We start from the raw sequence: 19504 nt of genomic DNA, 5'->3' as shown, positions 1-19504 counted from the left end.
GGGAGTTGCCTTCCGCGAGAGGGGCGGTCACTTGTAGCGGATGCCGATGAGGCGCTGGAGCAGGATGAACGCGAAGAGCAGGCCTCCGATCACGATCTTGGTCCACCAGGAGTTGAGGCTGCCGTCGAAGGTGATCAAGGTCTGGATCACGCCGAGTACCAGCACACCGAGCACCGTGCCGAAGATGTACCCCGAGCCACCGGTGAGCACCGTGCCACCGATGACCACGGCCGCGATCACGTCGAGTTCCATCCCGATCGCGATCAGCGGGGCGCCGGACAACGTGTAGAAGGACAGCAGGATCCCGCCGATCGCCGCGCACAGGCCACTGATGGTGTAGACCGCGATCCGGGTCCGACCCAACGGCAGCCCCATCAGCAGTGCCGACTGCGGGTTGCCGCCGATCGCGTACACGTTGCGCCCCAGTCGCGTGTACGCCAGCACGTACGCGGCGATCAGGACCACGGCGAACGCCACCAGCACGCTGATCGAGACGAAGTTGCCCCGAGGGGCGCCGATCCGGTACTGCGACATCGTGGTCCAGAACCCGTCGGTGATCGGAATCGACGCGTTGCTGATGAACGTGCACATGCCACGGGCGAAGAACATCCCGGCCAGGGTGACGATGAAGGGCTGGATGTCGAAGAAGTGGATCGCGCAGCCCATCAGGAACCCGAGCGTCGGCCCGATCAGCAGGGCGATCACCAGCACCAGCAACGCGGGCAGCCCGGACTGCAGCAACCAGGCCGAGACCATCGCGGTCATCGCCGCCACCGAGCCGACCGACAGGTCGATGCCACCGGTGAGGATCACGAAGGTCATCCCGACGGCGATGACGAGTAGGAAACCGTTATCGATGAAGACGTTGAAAACTACCTGGATGTTGGAGAACGCCCGGTACTGGGACACACCGATGCCGTACATCACCAGCAGCAGCGCCAACGTCGCCAGCACCGGCATGTGCCGCCGAGGCAGCTTGGCCCAACTCGGGCCGGTGGTTAGTGACGTCGTGCTCATGCCGGCACCTGCTCCTTCTGCCGCTGCGGCGACGACTGCGGCGGCGGTGCCCCGGGCCGTCGACGGCCGAACTTCGCCCGGAAGGCCGGGGCCTGGATCAGGCAGACGGCGATGACGACGACCGCTTTGAACAGCAGCGCCGTCTGGGGTGAGATGTTCATGGCGTACACCGTGGTGGTGAGGGTCTGGATGATCAGGGCGCCGAGGATGGTGCCGCCGAGGTAGAACCGGCCACCGGCGAGCGAGGTGCCGCCGATGACGACCGCGAGGATCGCGTCCAGTTCCACCCACAGGCCGGTGTTGTTGCCGTCGGCGCTGGAGACGTTGGCGGTCATCATGAACCCGGCGATCGCGGCGCAGGCGGCGCTCACGACGTAGACGAGGAAGACGACCCGACCGGACCGGATGCCCGCCAGCCGGCTGGCCTCCCGGTTGCCGCCCACCGACTCGACGATCATGCCGAGCGCGGTACGACGGGTGAATGCCGCGACGAGAAGGGCCGCGGCCAGGGCGATGAAGATCGCCAAGGGCAGGGTCAACAGGTGCCCCAGCCCGATCGCCCGGTACGGACCGGAGTTGATGGTGATGATCTGACCCTCGGCGATCAGCTGCGCGAGGCCCCGGCCGGCCACCATCAGGATGAGCGTGGCGATGATCGGTTGGATGCCGATGACGGAGACCAGGACTCCGTTCCAGGCGCCGAGCGCCAGCGCGACCCCGAGCGCCATCGCGAGCGCGGTCAGCACGGTGACCAGGTTGTTCTGGTCGGGCGCCCGGCTGATGTAGAGACAGGCGATGGCGCCGCTGATCGCGCAGAGCGAGCCGACCGACAGGTCGATGCCACCGGTGGAGATGACCAGGGTCATGCCGAGCGCGACCAGGATCAGCGGGGCGCTCAACCGCAGGATGTCGATCGGGGTCCCGTACAGGTGCCCGTTGTTGACCTCGACGGCCAGGAACCCCGGACGGTAGATGGTGTTGGCCGCCAACATGACCACGAGCACGGCGACCGGCCAGAACAGCCGGTGGCCGAGCATGGTACGGAAGCGGTTCCCGGCGTCGCTCATCGGCTCGCCTCCTCACGCTCGGTTCCGCTGGCGATGGTCTGCATGACGCGGTCGGCGTCCACAGTGTCGTCGTTGTCGAGCTGGGCGACCAGTTCCCGGTCGCGCATCACCGCGATCTTGTGGCTCAGGCGCAGTACCTCCTCCAGTTCGGCGGAGATGAACAGCACCGCCATGCCACCGTCGGAGAGCTGCACCACCAGCTTCTGGATCTCGGCCTTCGCGCCGATGTCGATGCCCCGGGTCGGCTCGTCGAGGATGAGCAGTCGCGGCTCGGTGATCAGCCAGCGGGCCAGCAGGACCTTCTGCTGGTTGCCGCCGGAGAGGTTGCGCACCGGCATCTCCGGGTTGGCCGGACGGATGCTCAACGCCTTGATGTACCGGTCGACCAGCTCGTCCTGGCGGCGACGTGGGATCGGGCGCAGCCAGCCGCGGGCGGCCTGCATGGCCAGGATCATGTTCTCCCGGACCGACAGGTCGCCGATGATCCCCTCCGCCCGACGGTTCTCCGAGCAGAAGCCGATGCCCTGCTCGATCGCCTGCACCGGGTTGCGCAGGCCCGTTCGGGCGCCGTCCACCTGGACCTCGCCACGGTCGGCCCGATCCGCACCGAACAACAGCCGCGCCACCTCGGTACGCCCCGAGCCGAGCAACCCGGCCAGGCCGACCACCTCACCGGCGTGGATGGTCAGGCTGAACGGGGCGACCGCACCCCTGCGGCCGAGCTGCGACACCTGGACGAACGGGGCACCGCTCTCGATCGCCGCCGTCGCCGGCCGGGGCTGCTCCTCGATCCGTTCGAGGACGTCGAGCTCCTTGCCGATCATCTTCTCCACCAGCGCCAGCTGCGGCAGCTCGTCGATCGGGTACTCCCCCACCAACGTGCCGTTGCGCAACACGGTGATCCGGTCGGCGATGCCGTAGACCTGATCGAGGAAGTGGGTCACGAAGAGGATGGCGATGCCCTCGTCACGCAACTGCCGCATGATCCGGAACAGTTGGGCGACCTCGCCAGCGTCCAGACTGGACGTCGGTTCGTCCAGGATCAACACCCGGGCCTGCACGTCGATCGCCCGGGCGATCGCGACCATCTGCTGCACGGCCAGCGAGTAACTCGCCACCGGCGCGGTGACGTCGATGTCGAGGTCCAGGCGGGTCAGCAGCTGTCGGGCCCGCCGCCGCACCTCGCCCCAGCGGACGGCACCGAAGCGGCGCGGCTCCCGGCCGATGAAGATGTTCTCCGCCACGGACAGGTTCGGGCAGAGATTGACCTCCTGGTAGACCGTGCTGACGCCGGCCGCGGCGGCCTGCATCGGTCCGTTGAAGGCCACCTGCTCGCCGTCGAGGGTGACGCTGCCCTCGTCGATGCCGTAGACGCCTGTCAACACCTTGATCAGGGTCGACTTGCCGGCGCCGTTCTCGCCCATCAGGGCGTGCACCTCGCCAGGAAGGAGCCGGAAGTCGACATTGTGGAGTGCGCGCACCCCGGGAAAGGACTTGCTGATCCCGGTCATCGTCAGGACCGGACGACTATCCGTCATCCCATCGATCCTCTTCTAATTTTCATCGATGCGGAAGGGCCAGTTGCCCCGGCACGCCGCCCGCCGGCCAGCGGGCCGGGCGGGCGGCGTGACACGGGACGTCGGGCCGGACGCCCAGTCCGTCGGGAATGGGCGACGCGGCGGGGCCGCCACCGGTGCGGCGGCCCCGTGCGTCATCAGTACTTGCGGTTGGGCAGGGCCTCCTTGGCCTGCTCCTGCGTGAAGGTGGTCTCCTCGGTCTCGATCCGCGGCGGCACCTCCTCGCCGGCCTTCACCTTCTTGGCCAGGTCCATCAGCTGTGGGCCGAGCAGCGGGCTGCACTCCGCGATGAAGTTGAACTTGCCGTCGGCCAGGGCCTGCATGCCGTCCTTGACCGCGTCGATGGTGATGATGGTGATGTCCTTACCCGGCTCCTTGCCCGCCGCGGTGATCGCCTCCAGCGCACCCAGACCCATGTCGTCGTTGTGCGCGAAGAGCACATCGATCTTCGGGTGAGCCTTCAGGAACTGCTCCATCACCTGCTTGCCGCCCGCCCGGGTGAAGTCACCCGACTGGGAAGCGATGACCTTCAGCTTGGGGTCGGCCGCGATCGCCTCGGCGAAGCCCTTCTTCCGGTCGTTGGCCGGGGCCGAGCCGGTGGTGCCCTGCAACTCGACGATGTTCACGTCGCCGGTGGCGTCCTTCTTGTTCTCCACCAGCCACTCACCGGAGAGCCGGCCCTCCTTGACGAAGTCCGAGCCGAGGAAGGTCTTGTAGAGCGACTTGTCGGCGGAGTCCACCGCGCGGTCGGTCAGGATGACCGGGATACCGGCATCCTTGGCCTCCTTGAGCACCGTGTCCCAGCCCGACTCCACCACCGGCGAGAAGGCGATCACGTCGACCTTCTGCTGGATGTAGTTGCGGATGGCCTTGATCTGGTTTTCCTGCTTCTGCTGCGCGTCGTCGAACTTCAGCTCGATGCCGGCCTCGGCCGCCGCCTCCTTGATGGAGTTGGTGTTGGCCGTACGCCAGCCGCTCTCCGCGCCGACCTGGGAGAAGCCCAGGACGAGCTTGCCGTCGTCGCCGCCGTCGCCGCCGCTGCCGGTGTCGCTGTTGCCGCAGGCCGCCACGCCGCCGGCGAGCAGCACGGCGGCGACGACCGCGATGGCGCGCCGACGCGCCATGGGCATTCGCATGTTCCTCATCGGATCTCCTCGGGTGGGGGTGCGGTTGTCCACGCCGGCCGCAGAAGTACACGAGCAGCCGGCGCTGGTGGTGCGGATCCTGTGCGTCAGTTGGTGCCAGGCGACCCGGATCACCGGGTCGGTCAGGAGTTCGCCGGAGGCGAAGAACGTTGGCCGTAGACGTTCTGGTAGCGGTCGTAGAGGGCGTCGATGTCGGCCTGCGCCATCGGCACCGGTTGCCCGAGCGCGCGCGCCAGGTGCGCGGTTCGGGCGACGTCCTCACACATCACCGCGGCCTTGACCGCGGCCCGGGCGTTGCGCCCGATGGTGAAGACGCCGTGGTTGCGCATCAGCACCGCGGGCGAACGGTGCCCGGTGAGGGTGCTGACGATCCCCTTGCCGATGTCGTCGCCGCCGATCAGGGCGAACGGGCCCACCGGGATCTCCCCGCCGAACTCGTCGGCCTGCGCGGTGAGGTGGCACGGGATCGACTCGCCCCGCGCCGCCCAGGCGGTGGCGTACGTGCTGTGGGTGTGCACGACGCCGCCCACCTCGGGCATGGCGCGGTAGACGTAGGCGTGCGCCGCAGTGTCGCTCGACGGCGACAGTTCCCCCTCGACGGGCACGCCGTCGAGGTCGCAGAGCACCATGTTGTCGGCCGACAGGTCGTCGTAGTCGACGCCACTCGGCTTGATCACCATCAGGTCGTGACCGGGCACCCGGGCGGAGACGTTGCCGGCCGTCCAGGCGACCAGACCGTACCGGGTCAGCTCGCCGTGCAGCCGGGCCACGCTCTCGCGCAGCTCGCTGATCTGTCGGCTCACTTCGACGTTCACGCGAACACCTCCTGCGGCGAGGTCGTCGACTCCACGGCCGCGTTGCGGATCGCCCGCAGGCGCAGCATCACGTCGTTGGCGCCGCGACCGAAGTGGTCGTGCAACGCCCGGTACTCGGCGTAGAGGGCGTCGTACGCGCGTACCCGGTCCGGGTCCGGCTGGTAGACCGCCGCCGCTATCCGACCCATCGCCCGCGACGCTTCCTGGATCGAGGGGTGGGCGCCCGCGGCCACGGCGGCGTGGATCGCCGAGCCGAGCGCCGGCCCCTGCGCGGAACCGATGATGCCCAACGGCCGGTTGGTGACGTCGGCGTAGATCTGCATCAGCAGTTCGTTCGAGGTGAGGCCACCGGCGATCACCAGGTCGTCGACCGGCACACCGGCCTCGACGAACGCCTCGATGATCATCCTGGTGCCGTACGCGGTCGACTCCAGCAGGGCCCGGTAGATGTCCTCCGGACGGGTGGCCAGGGTCAGCCCGACGATCAGCCCGCTGAGGTCGTGGTTGACAAGCAGCGACCGGTTGCCGTTCCACCAGTCCAGGGCGACCAGGCCGTGCGCGCCGACGGGCTGCGCGGCGGCCAGCTCGGTGAGCCGCTCGTGCGAGTCGACGCCCGCCGGGGCCGCGTGCTTGACGAACCAGCCGAAGATGTCGCCGACGCCGCTCTGCCCCGCCTCGTAGCCCCACGCACCGGAGCTGATGCCGCCGTCGACCACCCCGCACATCCCGGCAACCTCCGCGGGATGGGTGCCGTTGACCACATGGCAGGTCGACGTACCCATGATCGCCACCAGTCGGCCCGGGTCGAGCGCCTGGGCGGCGGCCGCGGTCACGTGCGCGTCGACGTTGCCGACCGCGACGGCGATCCCCTCCGGCAGCCCGGTCCAGGCCGCGGCGCGGGCGGTGAGTCCGCCGGCCCGCTCGGCCAGGGGCATCAGCGGGCCGTCCAGTTTGGCCACGAAGTCACCGAAACCGGGGTTGAGCGCGGTGAGGTAGTCCGCCGACGGATAGCTGCCGTCCTGGCGGATGCCCTTGTAACCGGCGGTGCAGACGTTGCGGGTCTCGACGCCGCACAACTGCCAGACAATCCAGTCGGCCGCCTCGATGAACCGCTCGGCCCGGTGGTAGACCTCCGGGTCCTCCTCCAGGATCTGCAGGCCCTTGGCGAACTGCCACTCGGCGGAGATCTTGCCGCCGTAGCGACCGATCCAGGGCTCGCCACGTTCGTGGGCCAACGCGTTGATCCGGTCGGCGTGCGGCTGGGCGGCGTGGTGCTTCCAGAGCTTCACCCAGGCGTGCGGCCGCTGACGCAGCTCCGGCACCTCACACAACGGCGTACCGTCGGTCAGCGTCGGCAGCACGGTGCAGGCGGTGAAGTCGATGCCGATGCCGACGACGTCGCCCGGATCGACTCCGGCGGCGGCCACTGCCGCCGGCACCGCGTGGCGCAGCACCTCGCGGTAGTCCTCCGGGTCCTGCAACGCCCAGTCCGGCGGCAGCGGCGTACCCCCGTCCGGCAGCGCTGAGCTGATCACCGCGTTGCGGTACTCGTGCACCGCGGTCCCCAGCTCGGCACCGTCGCGGACCCGGACCACCAGGGCCCGCCCCGACAGGGTGCCGTAGTCGACGCCGACGACGTACTTGTCGCCCGCTGCCACACCGCTCATCTTCACCTCCGGCCGATGACGGACCTCAGTGTTAACGCTCACATCCGATGTCGTCAAGACACCTCCCGGCAACAGCTCCGTAACGGACTGCATGGTCGCAGGCCCACCCGCCGATCGGCTACCCCGTCCCACCGCCTCGACCGCAGTTGCGGCACCGACCGCCCTGCTCAGACCTCCTGTCGCCGCCGGAAACCCGGCACCGGCGGCGCGGACGACGGCACGCCGGCGCCCGGCGGCACCGGTGCCGTCAGCACCGCCAGCGGGTCGTCGAGCAGTCGGGCGAAACCGAGTTCCGCCGCGCCGACCAGGGTGGCGTCGTCGCCGAGGGCCGCGGTGCGTAGCCGTACCGTCTCCCGGGCCACCGGCAGCACGTGACGGGCGATGCGACCGCGAACCTGCGCGGCGGCGCCCGGGTACAGGTCGCACAGCATCCCGCCGAAGACCACCAGACCCGGGTTGAACAGGTTGATCAGATTCGCCACCCCGATGCCGAGCCAGTCGCCGATCCGGCGCAGCGCCTCCCGCGCCAGCGGATCCCCACGGTCGGCGTCGTCGGCCACCGACCGGACGGCGTCGCGCCCGAACAGCTCGGCGGGCCGACCGGCGGCGTCGAGCAGGGCCCGCTCCCCGACCTCCGCCTCCAGACAGCCGTACGAGCCGCAACCACAGGGCCGGCCGTCGTACGGATTGACCACCATATGCCCCAACTCGCAGCCGTAGCCGCTGTCGCCACCCAGCAGCCGCCCGCCGACGATGATTCCGCCGCCGACTCCGACGTCACCGTGCAGGTACACGAGGTCGTCGAGGCCGACTCCCGCGCCGCGCTGCTGTTCCGCCTGCGCGCCGAGGTGGGCCTCGTTGCCCACCGCCACCGGCAGGCCGAGGCCGAGACGGCGGCCGAGTTCGTCGCCGAACGCCTGGTCGACCCAGCCCAGGTCGGGCCCGTACCGCACCATCCCGTCGCCCGGCCGGATCATGCCGCAGTACGACGCACCCACGCCCACGCAGTTGGCGCCCGCCGGTGCCGCCCGGTGCAGCTGACGACCGAAACGGGCGAGGACCGCGACCACGTCGTGCAGGTCCGGCCCGGCGCGTGGACGCACCGCCTCCCGTCGGTCCAGGATCCGCCCGCCGAGCCCGATCCGGGCGGCGACCAACCGGTCCACGGCGACGTCGAAGGCCAGGACGTAGCAGCGGTCGGACGCCGGTCGCACCACAAGTGACGGACGGCCGGCGCGGCCGGTGTCCACCGGCGACTCCTCACCGACGAGGCCGAGCCGGCTCAGCTCGGTGGTCAACGCCATGATGGTGCTGCGGTTCAGGCCCATCCGTTCGCCCAGCTCGGCCCGGGACAGCGGGCCACGGAGATGCACCTGGCGCAGCAGCGCGCCGGCGTTGCGCCGGCGAATCTCCTCCTGGACCACTCCGACCTCCGGGGTCAGCTCCGAGCGACGCGGAGCTGACCCGAGGAAGTGTTTCCACACCCTGACCCGACGTCAAGCGCCGACCCGGCCCCGGCCCGCGCCCGGAGCTGACGCCTCGCTCAGCGGCTCGTTCCGGCCCGGCGCTTGTTGTAGACGTCGAAGGCCACGGCGACCAGCAGTACCAGGCCCTTGACCACCGACTGCAACGACTGGTCCACACCCATCAGCTGCATCCCGTTGCTCATCACCGCCATGATGAGCCCGCCCACCATGGCACCGACGACGGTACCGACGCCGCCGGTGACCGCCGCGCCGCCGATGAACGCCGCGGCGATCGCGTCGAGTTCGAACATGTTGCCCGCCGCGGGCTGCGCACCGTTGGAGCGGGAGGAGAAGATGATGCCGGCCACCGCGGACAGGAAGCCCATGTTCACGAAGATCCAGAAGTTCACGGTACGGACCTTCACGCCCGACAGCATCGCCGCGGACAGATTGCCACCGATCGCGTAGACCTGCCGACCGAAGACCGTGCGCCGGGTGAGCAGCCCGTAGACGAGCACCAGGGCGGCCAGGATGATCAGCACGATCGGCAGACCACGCGCGTGGGCCAGTTGCCAGGCGAACCACATGACCACGGCACCGACAAGCGCCATCCGTGCGACGAACAACGCGAAGGACTCGACGGGCTGCTGGTAACGGACGCGGGCCGCCCGGGTACGGAAGCCACTCACCACGTACCCGGCCACCGCGATGCCGCCGATGAGCAGGGTGAAGGCGTCGTAACCGTCGCCACCGATGAGTCCGTTGAGGAATCCGGCCGCGATCCGGTTGTACTCGGCGGGGAACGGCGACAGCGAGATGTTGTCCAGCACCCGTAGCGTGAGGCCACGGAACAGCAGCATGCCGGCGAGGGTCACGATGAAGGCCGGAATGCCGACGTACGCCACCCAGAAGCCGTGCCAGGCGCCGACCGCGAGCCCCACCGCCAGGGCGGCCAGCACACCGACCCACCATGGTTGTCCCTGCCGGATCACCACCACGGCAGAGACCGCGCCGGTCAGCGCCACCACCGAACCGACCGAAAGATCGATGTGCCCGCCGATGATCACGATGACCATGCCGATGGCGAGCACCAGGATGTAGGAGTACTGAAGGACGATGTTGGTGATGTTGCCCGGACTCAGCGAGAGACCGTCGGTCAGGAACGCGAACAGGGCGACGATGACGACGAGGGCGACGAAGATGCCGCTCTGTCGCAGATTGTTCATGATCAGCGCACGGGGGTCGCTGGTGCCGACGTGCAGTGCGGCGGCCGGAGCGCTCTCGGCCGACTGCTTCTCCGCCGAGGAGGGCCTGGTGCTGGTCATCCGACGCTTTCCTTGTCCTTCGCCATGAGTTCCATGAGCTTTTCCTGGGTCGCCTCGGCGACCGGCACCTGGCCGGTGATGCGCCCGGCCGACAACGTGTAGATGCGGTCACACATGCCGAGCAGCTCCGGCAGTTCGGAGGAGATCATGATGACGGCCTTGCCGTCGGCCACCAACCGGTTGATGATCGTGTAGATCTCGAACTTCGCCCCGACGTCGATACCCCGGGTCGGCTCGTCCAGGATCAGCACCTCCGGGTCGGTGAACAGCCACTTCGACAGCACGACCTTCTGCTGGTTGCCGCCGGAGAGCTTGCCCACGACCGACATCACGCTCGGCGCCTTGATGTTCATGTCGCGCCGACTGGTCTCGGCGACCTTGATCTCCTCGTTGTCGTGCACCCAGCCCAGGCGGGCGAGCCGGCGCAATCCGGCGGCCGAGATGTTGCGCCGGATGTCCTCGATGAGGTTCAAGCCGAAGCGCTTGCGGTCCTCCGTCGCGTACGCGATGCCGTTGCGGATGGCCTCCGCGACGCTGCGCGCCCTGACCTCCCGGCCGTGCACGAACAACCGGCCGGTGATGTCCCGACCGTACGAGCGCCCGAAGACGCTCATCGCCAGCTCGGTGCGCCCGGCGCCCATCAGTCCGGCGATGCCGACCACCTCGCCGGCGCGAACGTCCAGGTTCGCGCCGTCGACGACCAGGCGGTCCTGGGTCGGGTGCCGCACCGACCAGTTCTCGATGCGCAGCACCTCCTCCCCCGGCGTGGAGACCCGGTCGGGGTAGAAGCTGTCGATGTCGCGGCCGACCATGCCCCGGATGATCCGCTCCTGGGTCATCTCACCGGCGGCCATCTCGAGCCGTTCCACCGTCCGCCCGTCCCGCAGCACGGTGGTGGAGTCGGCGATCGAGGTGATCTCGTTGAGCTTGTGCGAGATCATGATGCAGGTGATGCCCTCGTCGCGCAGGCGGCGCATCAGGTTGAGCAGGTGGGCCGAGTCGACGTCGTTGAGCGCGGCGGTCGGCTCGTCGAGGATGAGTAGCCGGACCTTCTTGGAGATGGCCTTGGCGATCTCCACCAGCTGCTGCTTGCCGACGCCGAGCTGCACCACCGGCGTGACCGGGTTCTCCGCCAGCCCCACCGAGGCGAGCAGTTTCGCCGCCTCGGCGTTGGTGCGGTTCCAGTCGATCAGCCCGCCGAGCCCGCGCTGCTCGTTGCCGAGGAAGATGTTCTCGGCGATCGACAGGTACGGCACCAGGGCGAGTTCCTGGTGGATGATGACGATGCCCCGGCTCTCGCTGTCCCGGATGCCCTTGAAGTGCACCGGTTTGCCGTCGAGGAGGATCTCGCCGTCGTAGCTGCCGGACGGATAGACGCCCGAGAGCACCTTCATCAGGGTGGACTTTCCGGCGCCGTTCTCACCGCAGATGGCGTGGATCTCCCCACGGCGTACGGCGAGTGTCACGTCCTGGAGCGCGGCCACGCCCGGGAAGGTCTTGGTGATGCGACGCATCTCGAGGATGTTGTCGTCCGTGTTCACCATCCTGAGCCTCCAGGTCGTCGTGGGTGTCCGGTGGTGCCGGGCTCGGCCGCGGATCGCGCCGCCGAGCCCGGCGGAGCCGTCAGCCGGCCTGGCCGGCAGCGACCTCCTCAGCGGTGAAGTAGCCCGAGTCGATCAGGACCGGCTTGATGTCGTCCTTGAACACGGTCTGCACCGGCAGCAGGTACGACGGGACGACCTTGACACCGTTGTTGTACGTCTCGGTGTCGTTGGCCTCCGGCGTCTTGTCGGTCAGGAAGGCCTCGCCGGCGATGACGGCCTGCTCGGCCAGCAGGCGGGTGTCCTTGAAGATGGTGGAGCTCTGCACCCCGTCGTCGATCAGCTTGACCGAGGCGATCTCGGCGTCCTGGCCGGTCACCACCGGGAAGTCCGCCCCCTTGTAGCCGGCGTTCTGCAGGGCGGTGATGATGCCCCGCGACAGCCCGTCGTACGGCGACAGCACGCCGTCGACCTTGGTGCCGCTGTTGTAGCTCGCGGTCAGCAGGTCCTCCATCCGCTTCTGCGCGGCCTCCTGCTGCCAGCGCAGGATCGCCACCTGCTCGATGTTGGTCTGCCCGGAGGTCACCTTCAGGGTGCCGTCGTCGATGAACGGCTTGAGGGTGTCCATCGCGCCGTCGAAGAAGAAGTGGGCGTTGTTGTCGTCAAGCGATCCGGCGAACAGCTCGATGTTGAACGGGCCCTTCGCCTCGCCCTTCGCGCCGTCCTTGGTCTGCACGCCGAGGCCGACCAGCAGCGCGGTCGCCTGGGCGACACCGACCTTGTAGTTGTCGAAGCTGACGTAGAAGTCGACGTTCGGGCTGTCCCGGATGAGCCGGTCGTAGGCGATGACCGGGATGTCCGCGTCGGCCGCCGCCTGCAACTGCCCGCTCAGCGCCGTGCCGTCGATCGCCGCGATGATGAGCACGTCGGCGCCCCGAGTGATCATCTGGTCGACCTGCTGGGACTGGGTGGGGATGTCGTCGCCGGCGTACTGGAGGTCGACCTGGTAGCCCTTGGCTTCGAGCTTCTCCTTGACCGAGTTGCCGTCCGCGATCCACCGCTCGGAGGTCTGCGTCGGCATCGACACGCCGATGGTCAGGTCGGCGGGCTTGTCACTGTCGTTTCCGCCGCTGCCGGCGCCCTCACCGCTGCAGGCCGCCATGCTCAGCGCCAGGGCGGCGCTACCGAGAGCGGCCAGGACTCTTCTGTTCACTGGCTTCCCCAATCTGGAACTCGCGCCGTCGGACCGGCTGCGCGGGTCGCACTTGGGGCCCAAGTGTTAGCGCTCACAATGCCTAGGTCAACACCTGGTCGGAAATACCGCGGTCACGGTCTCGTAACGAACGCCCCACTCCTCCATCTGCCCGAGTCGTAGCAGGTCAGGGTGGCGATCACGCGATGCGACCGTGGGGTCGCGCAGGCCTACCGGACGGCGGTCATAGACGTCAGAGAATACGGCAAGCCAGGGTCAGCGAACAGCCCGCGCCGTCCGCCGTCCACACCCGACCCCACCCCAGCCGTTGATCATGAGGTTAGCGGCAGAACTGGAGATCAAACACGCCGTCAACCTCATGATCAACGAGGTTCACGGGGCGCCGAGGTCGACCATCGGCGAGCTGCACCGTCGCGCGATGTGAACACTCGGTTTCGGCACCGTTACGAGGGTGGCCTTGACATCCATCGGGTCGGCACCGATGCTCTGCTAAATCAGTTTAGCGCCCGCTGTTTCGCAGCTCGGCAGAGCCGCTCCGGCGCGAGCCGGACCAGACGGACGCGTCCAACGAGGAGGGCCGATGAGAATGCGCAGGACGCTCGTCTCCGTCGCTGCGGTGCTGCTGCTGGCCACGTCGGGCACCGCCGCCTATGCCGCGACCAGGGATCACGGCGGCGGCACCGGTGGCATCCGCAGCGTCACCCCCATCACCACGGTCTACAGCTACGGCCAGAAGGTCTCGGCCGTCGCCGTCGAGTACGGCGCGACGGTCAACCCCCGCAAGCTCGACAACTCGACCTTCGCGGTCTCCGACACCAGCTACAACTTCCGCTTCAACCCCATCGAGGATCTGCCCAAGCTGACCGAGCGGAAGATCACCCACACCTACACCAACAGCAGCGCCACCGTCCGCGCCGACCGCCGGTCCGTGCCCGGCCGGTACGTCATCGTCGAGTTGGACCCCGACCAGAACGCCGGCTGGACGGTCATCGTCTCCAAGTGCCCGACCTTCCTCTGCACGGTCAAGGTGAACCCGGACCTGCCGACCCGGGTGACCCAACGCAAGGACGTGCACGCCCAGCCGGGCAAGGGCAAGGGTGCCGGGCCGGTGCTGGCCAAGGGCGCGCCCCGTACCTCGCACGGTGTCACGGAGGCACCGGTGAACCTGCTGGTCGACGAGTTCCGCTACGGCTCGTACCTCAGTGGCGGCATGGTGCTGCCGTACCACTACCACCTGCCGAAGAACTACCAGCCCGGCAGGAAGTACCCGCTGATGGTCGTCCTGCCCGGGCACGGCATGGGCTGGGACGGCGACAACACGGGCGTGCAGATCGCCGCCGACATCCCGGCGACCGCCTGGCTCCAGCCGGACGTCACCGGCAGCCGGGAGGACGTCATCGTGCTCGCCCCGCAGAACCAGCGGGTGGGTGACGTGGCCGAGGCGGAGCTGCTGGTCAAGTTGGTCGAGCAGTTCAGCAAGGACCACGCGGTGGACACCGAGCGGGTGTACGCCACCACCGTCTCGTACGGTTCGCGGCTGCTGTGGGAGGCGTTCGCCAAGCGTCCCGACCTGTTCACCGCCGGCCTGGTCACCGGCGGGTTCCAGGTCAGCGCCAGCCAGGCGACGGCCATCGCCGCCGCCGAGATCCCGCTGTGGATCACCCACGGTGTCAACGACCACCTGCTGAACATCTCGCTGGCCCGCAACTCGCGGGCGGCGCTGCGTTCGGCGTACGAGGCGCAGGGCAAGACGTCCGAGCAGATCGCCCAGCTGCTGCACTACACCGAGTACGGCAACGAGGCGTTCACGCTGCCCGACTACCACGCCGCCTACGGCCCGACGTACGACGACCGGAGCATCCTGCAGTGGCTGCTGGCCCAGCGGAAGTGAGTGTCGGCCGGGCATCCGGCACGTACTGAGCAGACCGGGCCCGCCGGCCGCGACCGGGATGTCGTGGCCGGCGAGCCCGCCGGGGCGGGTCCGTCGGGTCGGTTGCGATCCGGCAGGCCCGCCCTCGACCGTCAGGCGCCGATCGCGATCGCGAAGATGTGCATGGTCGGTACGTTGGCCGCGGGGCGTGCGCTGATGTTCGGCAGTTCCACCCGGGCCACCGGCTTGTTCTGCAACGCCACCCCGACGTAGTAGACGCAGGCGACGGTGTTGTGCCGCTGGTTGCCGGGCCGGTTCTGGTAGGCCATCACGACGGCCGCGGTGCCACCGGAGTGCGGGCCGCCGTACCAGTCGGGGGTGCTCAGCGTGAACGTCTGCCGGGTGCCGTCGGCGTAGACCACCGCGGCGGTGCCCGACACGGCCCCGTAGGTGCCGGTGGCGAGGAAGCCGAGCGTACGGCCGGTGCCGGTCAGACCGATCGACTGCCCGGAGGCGATGGCGTTGTCGGCACCGCCCGGTGCGACGTTGGGCCAGCGGAAGGTGACCCCGTTGCGGCTCAGCGTGCTGCCGGGCGTGACCCCGGCCTGGGCCAGGGCCTGCGCGGAGAGGGTGGCTCCGTTGCCGTCGAAGTTCCCGGCGCCGGTGTTGTTGTCGTTTGTGGTGCTGACGTTGGTGAAGCTCTGCTCCAGCGGCGGTGCGGTGGGCGTACCACCGGACCCGGTGGCCCGGTAGGTGCGCCCGGCCGCGACGGTGACCTCGATCAGGTCGTTCTCGACCTTCGTGGTCCGCGCCGGGGTGTCGTCGGCGACGTCCACCACGGTGTGGTTGCCGGTGAACATGCGCCCCCGCAGCCGGACGGTGCCGGCCCGGTCCGGCCGGACGAGAATCTCGGTGGCCTGGCCGTTACTCCAGGTGATGCCGACGGTGTGACCACCCCGGCCGCGCAGTCCGCTTACCTGTCCGCTGGGCCAGGCCGCCGGCAGCGCCGGCAGGATGTGCAGCTCACCGACGTGGCTGTGCAGCAGCATCTCCGCGATGCCGGCGGTGGCGCCGAAGTTGCCGTCGATCTGGAACGGCGGATGCAGGTCGAACATGTTCGGCGCGAGCCGGGCCGGGGTGGCGAGGAAGCGGATCAGGTCGTGGGCCCGGTTGCCCTCCTCCATCCGAGCCCAGAAGTTGATTTTCCAGGCGAGCGACCAGCCGGTGCCGTCGTCGCCCCGGATCTCCAGGGTGCGCCGGGCCGCCTCGAACAGCTGCGGGGTGCCCCGCCGGGTGATCTGGTTGCTGGGCGCCAGCCCGTAGAGGTGCGAGATGTGGCGGTGGTACCGCTCGGTCTCGACCCAGTCGTAGAGCCACTCCATGATGTTGCCGCGCGACCCGATGCGGTTCGGCGCGAGCCGGTCCCGGGTGGCCCGCACCTGCGCCCGGAAGGTGGCGTCGGTGTTGAGCAGCTCGCTCGCCCGGGCACACCCGTCGAAGAGGTCCCGCAGGATCTGATTGTCCATCGTGGGGCCGGCACACACGCTGGCGTCGGTGTGGTGGCCGATCTCCGGCGAGTTCGACGGGTTGGTCACCAGGTAACCGAGACTCGGCTCGGTCACCAGGGTGTCGAGGAAGAACTGCGCCGCGCCCTTCATCGCCGGGTAGTTCGCCCGGAGGAATTCGATGTCCCCGGTGAACAGGTAGTGGTCCCAGATCAGGGTGGCCAGCCAGGCGCCGCCGGTCTGCCACATGCCCCAGAAGGCACCGTCGACGACCGAGGTGGCCCGCCAGGCGTCGGTGTTGTGGTGGGTGACCCAGCCACCGGCGCCGTACTGCACCTGGGCGGTGCGGGCGCCGGCCACCGCGAGATCCCTGACCATGCCGAAGACCGGTTCGTGGCACTCGGACAGGTTCGTGGTGTTGGCCAGCCAGTAGTTCATCGGCAGATTGGCGTTGATCGTGTACTTCGAGTCCCAGGCCGGGGTCAGCGAGTCGTTCCAGATGCCCTGGAGATTGGCCGGCTGGGTGCCCGGCCGGGAGGACGAGATCAGCAGGTACCTACCGAACTGGAACAGCAACGCGGAGAACTGCGGATCGTTGACGCTGTTGTGCTGGGCGATCCGGACGTCTGTCGGCTGGTCGGCGGCGGAGGTACGCCCCAGATCGAGGCTGACCCGCCCGAACAGCGCCTGGTAGTCGGCGACGTGCCGACTGCGCAGCTGGTCGTAGTTGCTGGCCCGCGCCGCGGTGAGGTGCCGACGCGCGATGCCCTGGTAGTCGCCGCCGACGTTGCGGTAGTTGACGTAGCTGGTGCCGATCGAGACGAGCAGGGTCACGCTTGTCGCACCTGTCACCCGCAAGGTGCCACCGGAACTGCTCACCGTGCCACCACTGACGGTGGCGTTGGCCAACGCCAGGAACCGCACCGCGCCGTTGACGCCTTCCTGGTTGCCGGAGACGCCGTCGAGGGCGATCGTGGTGCCGTCCGGGCTGGAGACGGAGGTTCGCTGCGGGCTGTCGAACGTGGCGGTGAAGGTGATCGAGCCCGTCCGGTCGGCGGTCAGCCGCATCGCGATGACCTGGTCCGGAGCGCTGGCGAAGGTCTCCCGCTGGTACCGCACGCCGTTCATCACGTACGACACGCTTGTCGTCGCGGTGGTGAGGTCCAGCTGCCGGTTGTACTGCGAGGCCCCGCCGGAGGTCGGGAAGGCCAGCCGGAGGTTGCCGACGGTCTGGTACGCCAACTGCCCGACCGGATTGCCGAGCATGTTCTGGTTGATCAGGTTCTGGGCCTGGGTCCACTGGTTGGCGAACACCAGGCGCCGGATCTCGGCCAGCGCGCCCAGACCACGGGGGTTGCTCGGGTCGTGCGGCCCGCCGGCCCAGACGGTGTCCTCGTTGAGCTGTAGCCGTTCCGCGTCGACGTTGCCGAAGACCATGGCGCCGAGCCGGCCGTTGCCGACCGGCAGCGCCCGCAGCCAGTCGGTGCCGGCGGCCTCGTCATACCAGAGCGCCAGGTCACCGGCGGCCAGCACCTGTGGCGGTGCCGCCGAATCCGCTCGGGCCGCGGCGGTCCACGGCACCGGCAGCAGGGCACCACCCGCACCCGCCGCGCCGATCTTGAGGGCCTGCCGTCGAGTCAGGTCTGACATCGATCCTCCAACCGTGACCGATCCGGCCGTGCGAAGCCTCACTGATCGCCGGCAGGCCCAGAACGGCCCAGACGTCTGATGTGTTTCGCGAATGTTACCGCCGGTCAGCGCGATAGGCAACGGTCGATTTAAGTCTCGCGTCGGCGGTCCGCAGTCCGCCCACCGGCCAGACAATGCCGCTACACCAGGCGTTCTACGATCCAGGGCACAGTGCTGCGACACCCGATCGGCCGCCCGGTCGAACCGGACCACACACCGGGCGAGAGCTCCGCTTCACGATATTCATCAGATGTAGCCGGAGCGACCGGCGGATCGGCGGTCGGTGCCGATTCGTCGCGACGCGCTCAGGCGCTGACGCGGCGAGCACGAGCAGCCGTGCACCGGTAAGCGTTCCGGCCTGGACGGGTCAGGGTGCCTCCTCGGTCAGGTGCCAGATCTCCTGCATCGGGGCCCACCAGTGCCCCGAGCCGGGTTCGGCGAGCGATTCCTGGCACGGGTCGGTCAGCTTCCACCACGCCTGCGTCTCCGGGTCGTCGGCCATCCGGCGCTGGTCCGCAGCGTGATCGTCGCCGACGTACTCGTAGTAACCGAACAACAGGTCGCCGTGGAGAAAGATGGTGAAGTTGCGGATGTTCCCCTCGCGCAGCGTCTGCTCGACACCGGGCCACACCTCGGCGTGCAGCCGCAGGTAGGTCCCCCGGTGCTCCGGCCTGAGCCGGATCACCATGCCGTAACGTCGCACGTCACACCCTCCGGTGAGGTCGGTTGATCCTGGTCCCGGCAGCCACCCGGCGAGCGAGCAGCGTCGCCGGCAAACGTCCGATGTATCTATAGTGGTGAGGGTCGCCGGTGCCGGCCACGGGCATCGGGTCCAGGCCGGCGTCCGGCTGACCGGTCCGAAGGGGGCGCGGATGGCACTTACCGACGACGCGATCGCGAAGATCCGGAGCATGATCCAGAGCGGTGAGCTGCCCCCGGGGGCGCGGCTGCCACCGGAGCCGCAACTGGCCGCCCAGATGGGGCTCTCGCGCAGCGGAGTCCGGGAGGCGGTCAAGGTGCTCGAATCGGCTCGGGTGCTCGACGTGCGACGCGGCGACGGGACGTACGTGACCAGCCTCGCCCCCCGGCTGCTGCTGCAAGGGCTCGGCGTCGCGGTGGAGTTGCTGCGTGACGACACGCTCCTGGAGGTCATGGAGGTACGCCGGATGCTGGAGCCGATGGCGACCGGCCTGGCGGCGCTGCGGATGACCGACGCCGACCTCGACGAGCTGGGCCAGATCCTGGAGGACATGCGGGCGGCGGCCGACGACGCCGAGAAGCTGATCCAGTTCGACACCGCCTTCCACCACACCGTCATCGCCACCACCGGCAACGAGACCCTCACCTCGCTGCTCGACGGGCTCTCCGGTCGTACGCTGCGGGCCCGGGTGTGGCGCGGGTTGATAGAGGGCAACTCGGCGCACCAGACCATCGAGGAGCACCACACGATCTACCTCGCACTGCGCGCGCGTGACCAGTTGCTGGCACAGGCCAGCGCCCTGCTGCATGTCAACACCTCCGAGGCGTGGCTGCGTACGGTGCTCGCCGCGAAGTCGGCGGACGGTTAGGCGCCATCGTCGGGGGCCTCGTGTCGCTCCCGCGCCGCC

At 69.0% G+C, this 19504-nt stretch carries 14 protein-coding genes; 2 read left to right on the top strand and 12 right to left on the bottom strand.

The window, feature by feature from the left end; all coding sequences use genetic code 11:
* Positions 1–27: 27 nt before the first annotated feature.
* The 10 genes from yjfF to chvE form a co-directional block, all read right to left on the bottom strand.
* Positions 28–1017, bottom strand: a complete 990-nt coding sequence (yjfF, locus tag AB0J93_RS10580; RefSeq protein WP_363920373.1) for a galactofuranose ABC transporter, permease protein YjfF — start codon at positions 1015–1017, stop codon at positions 28–30.
* A complete protein-coding gene (locus tag AB0J93_RS10575) occupies positions 1014–2084 on the bottom strand; it encodes an ABC transporter permease (RefSeq protein ID WP_363920371.1) in 1071 nt (356 codons plus the stop codon). Before AB0J93_RS10575 ends, yjfF begins: the two co-directional genes overlap by 4 nt.
* The gene (locus tag AB0J93_RS10570; RefSeq protein WP_363920369.1) at positions 2081–3622 is read right to left on the bottom strand and encodes a sugar ABC transporter ATP-binding protein; all 1542 of its coding nucleotides are present in this window, start codon (positions 3620–3622) and stop codon (positions 2081–2083) included. The genes AB0J93_RS10575 and AB0J93_RS10570 overlap by 4 nt, the downstream gene beginning before the upstream one ends.
* Before the next feature lie 176 nt (positions 3623–3798).
* Positions 3799–4797 carry an ABC transporter substrate-binding protein gene (locus AB0J93_RS10565; RefSeq protein ID WP_363920877.1) on the bottom strand — a complete coding sequence of 333 codons (999 nt, stop codon included), beginning with the start codon at positions 4795–4797 and terminating at the stop codon, positions 3799–3801.
* Positions 4798–4928: 131 nt separating this feature from the next.
* Entirely contained in the window at positions 4929–5621 is a 693-nt protein-coding gene (locus AB0J93_RS10560; protein WP_363920367.1) for an L-ribulose-5-phosphate 4-epimerase, read from the bottom strand.
* Positions 5618–7288, bottom strand: a complete 1671-nt coding sequence (gene araB / locus AB0J93_RS10555) for a ribulokinase (protein WP_363920365.1) — start codon at positions 7286–7288, stop codon at positions 5618–5620. Before araB ends, AB0J93_RS10560 begins: the two co-directional genes overlap by 4 nt.
* Positions 7289–7455: 167 nt before the next feature.
* Positions 7456–8712, bottom strand: a complete 1257-nt coding sequence (locus tag AB0J93_RS10550; protein ID WP_363920363.1) for an ROK family transcriptional regulator — start codon at positions 8710–8712, stop codon at positions 7456–7458.
* 119 nt (positions 8713–8831) lie between these two features.
* On the bottom strand, positions 8832–10079 hold the full coding sequence (gene mmsB / locus AB0J93_RS10545) for a multiple monosaccharide ABC transporter permease (protein ID WP_363920361.1): 1248 nt from the start codon (positions 10077–10079) through the stop codon (positions 8832–8834).
* Positions 10076–11623 carry a multiple monosaccharide ABC transporter ATP-binding protein gene (gene mmsA, locus AB0J93_RS10540; RefSeq protein WP_363920359.1) on the bottom strand — a complete coding sequence of 516 codons (1548 nt, stop codon included), beginning with the start codon at positions 11621–11623 and terminating at the stop codon, positions 10076–10078. The genes mmsB and mmsA overlap by 4 nt, the downstream gene beginning before the upstream one ends.
* Positions 11624–11702: 79 nt before the next feature.
* Positions 11703–12833, bottom strand: coding sequence for a multiple monosaccharide ABC transporter substrate-binding protein (chvE, locus tag AB0J93_RS10535; protein WP_363920357.1), 1131 nt, complete (start codon positions 12831–12833; stop codon positions 11703–11705).
* Between the two features lie 580 nt (positions 12834–13413).
* Between chvE and AB0J93_RS10530 the strand changes: the two genes are divergently transcribed.
* Positions 13414–14724, top strand: a complete 1311-nt coding sequence (locus AB0J93_RS10530; RefSeq protein ID WP_363920355.1) for a hypothetical protein — start codon at positions 13414–13416, stop codon at positions 14722–14724.
* Between the two features lie 131 nt (positions 14725–14855).
* Here AB0J93_RS10530 and AB0J93_RS10525 read toward each other — a convergent pair whose 3' ends face one another.
* Together AB0J93_RS10525 and AB0J93_RS10520 are read right to left on the bottom strand one after the other, a co-directional pair.
* Positions 14856–17858 carry a glycoside hydrolase family 95 protein gene (locus tag AB0J93_RS10525; protein ID WP_363920353.1) on the bottom strand — a complete coding sequence of 1001 codons (3003 nt, stop codon included), beginning with the start codon at positions 17856–17858 and terminating at the stop codon, positions 14856–14858.
* 406 nt (positions 17859–18264) lie between these two features.
* Entirely contained in the window at positions 18265–18600 is a 336-nt protein-coding gene (locus AB0J93_RS10520; RefSeq protein ID WP_363920351.1) for an L-rhamnose mutarotase, read from the bottom strand.
* Positions 18601–18769: 169 nt separating this feature from the next.
* Here AB0J93_RS10520 and AB0J93_RS10515 point away from each other — a divergent pair, with 169 nt between their 5' ends.
* A complete protein-coding gene (locus AB0J93_RS10515; protein WP_363920349.1) occupies positions 18770–19465 on the top strand; it encodes a FadR/GntR family transcriptional regulator in 696 nt (231 codons plus the stop codon).
* The last annotated feature ends 39 nt before the right edge of the window (positions 19466–19504 follow it).

This window comes from Micromonospora sp. NPDC049374, assembly GCF_040677165.1.
Taxonomy (GTDB): Bacteria; Actinomycetota; Actinomycetes; order Mycobacteriales; family Micromonosporaceae; genus Micromonospora.
This window is presented reverse-complemented; position numbering and strand designations above follow the sequence as displayed.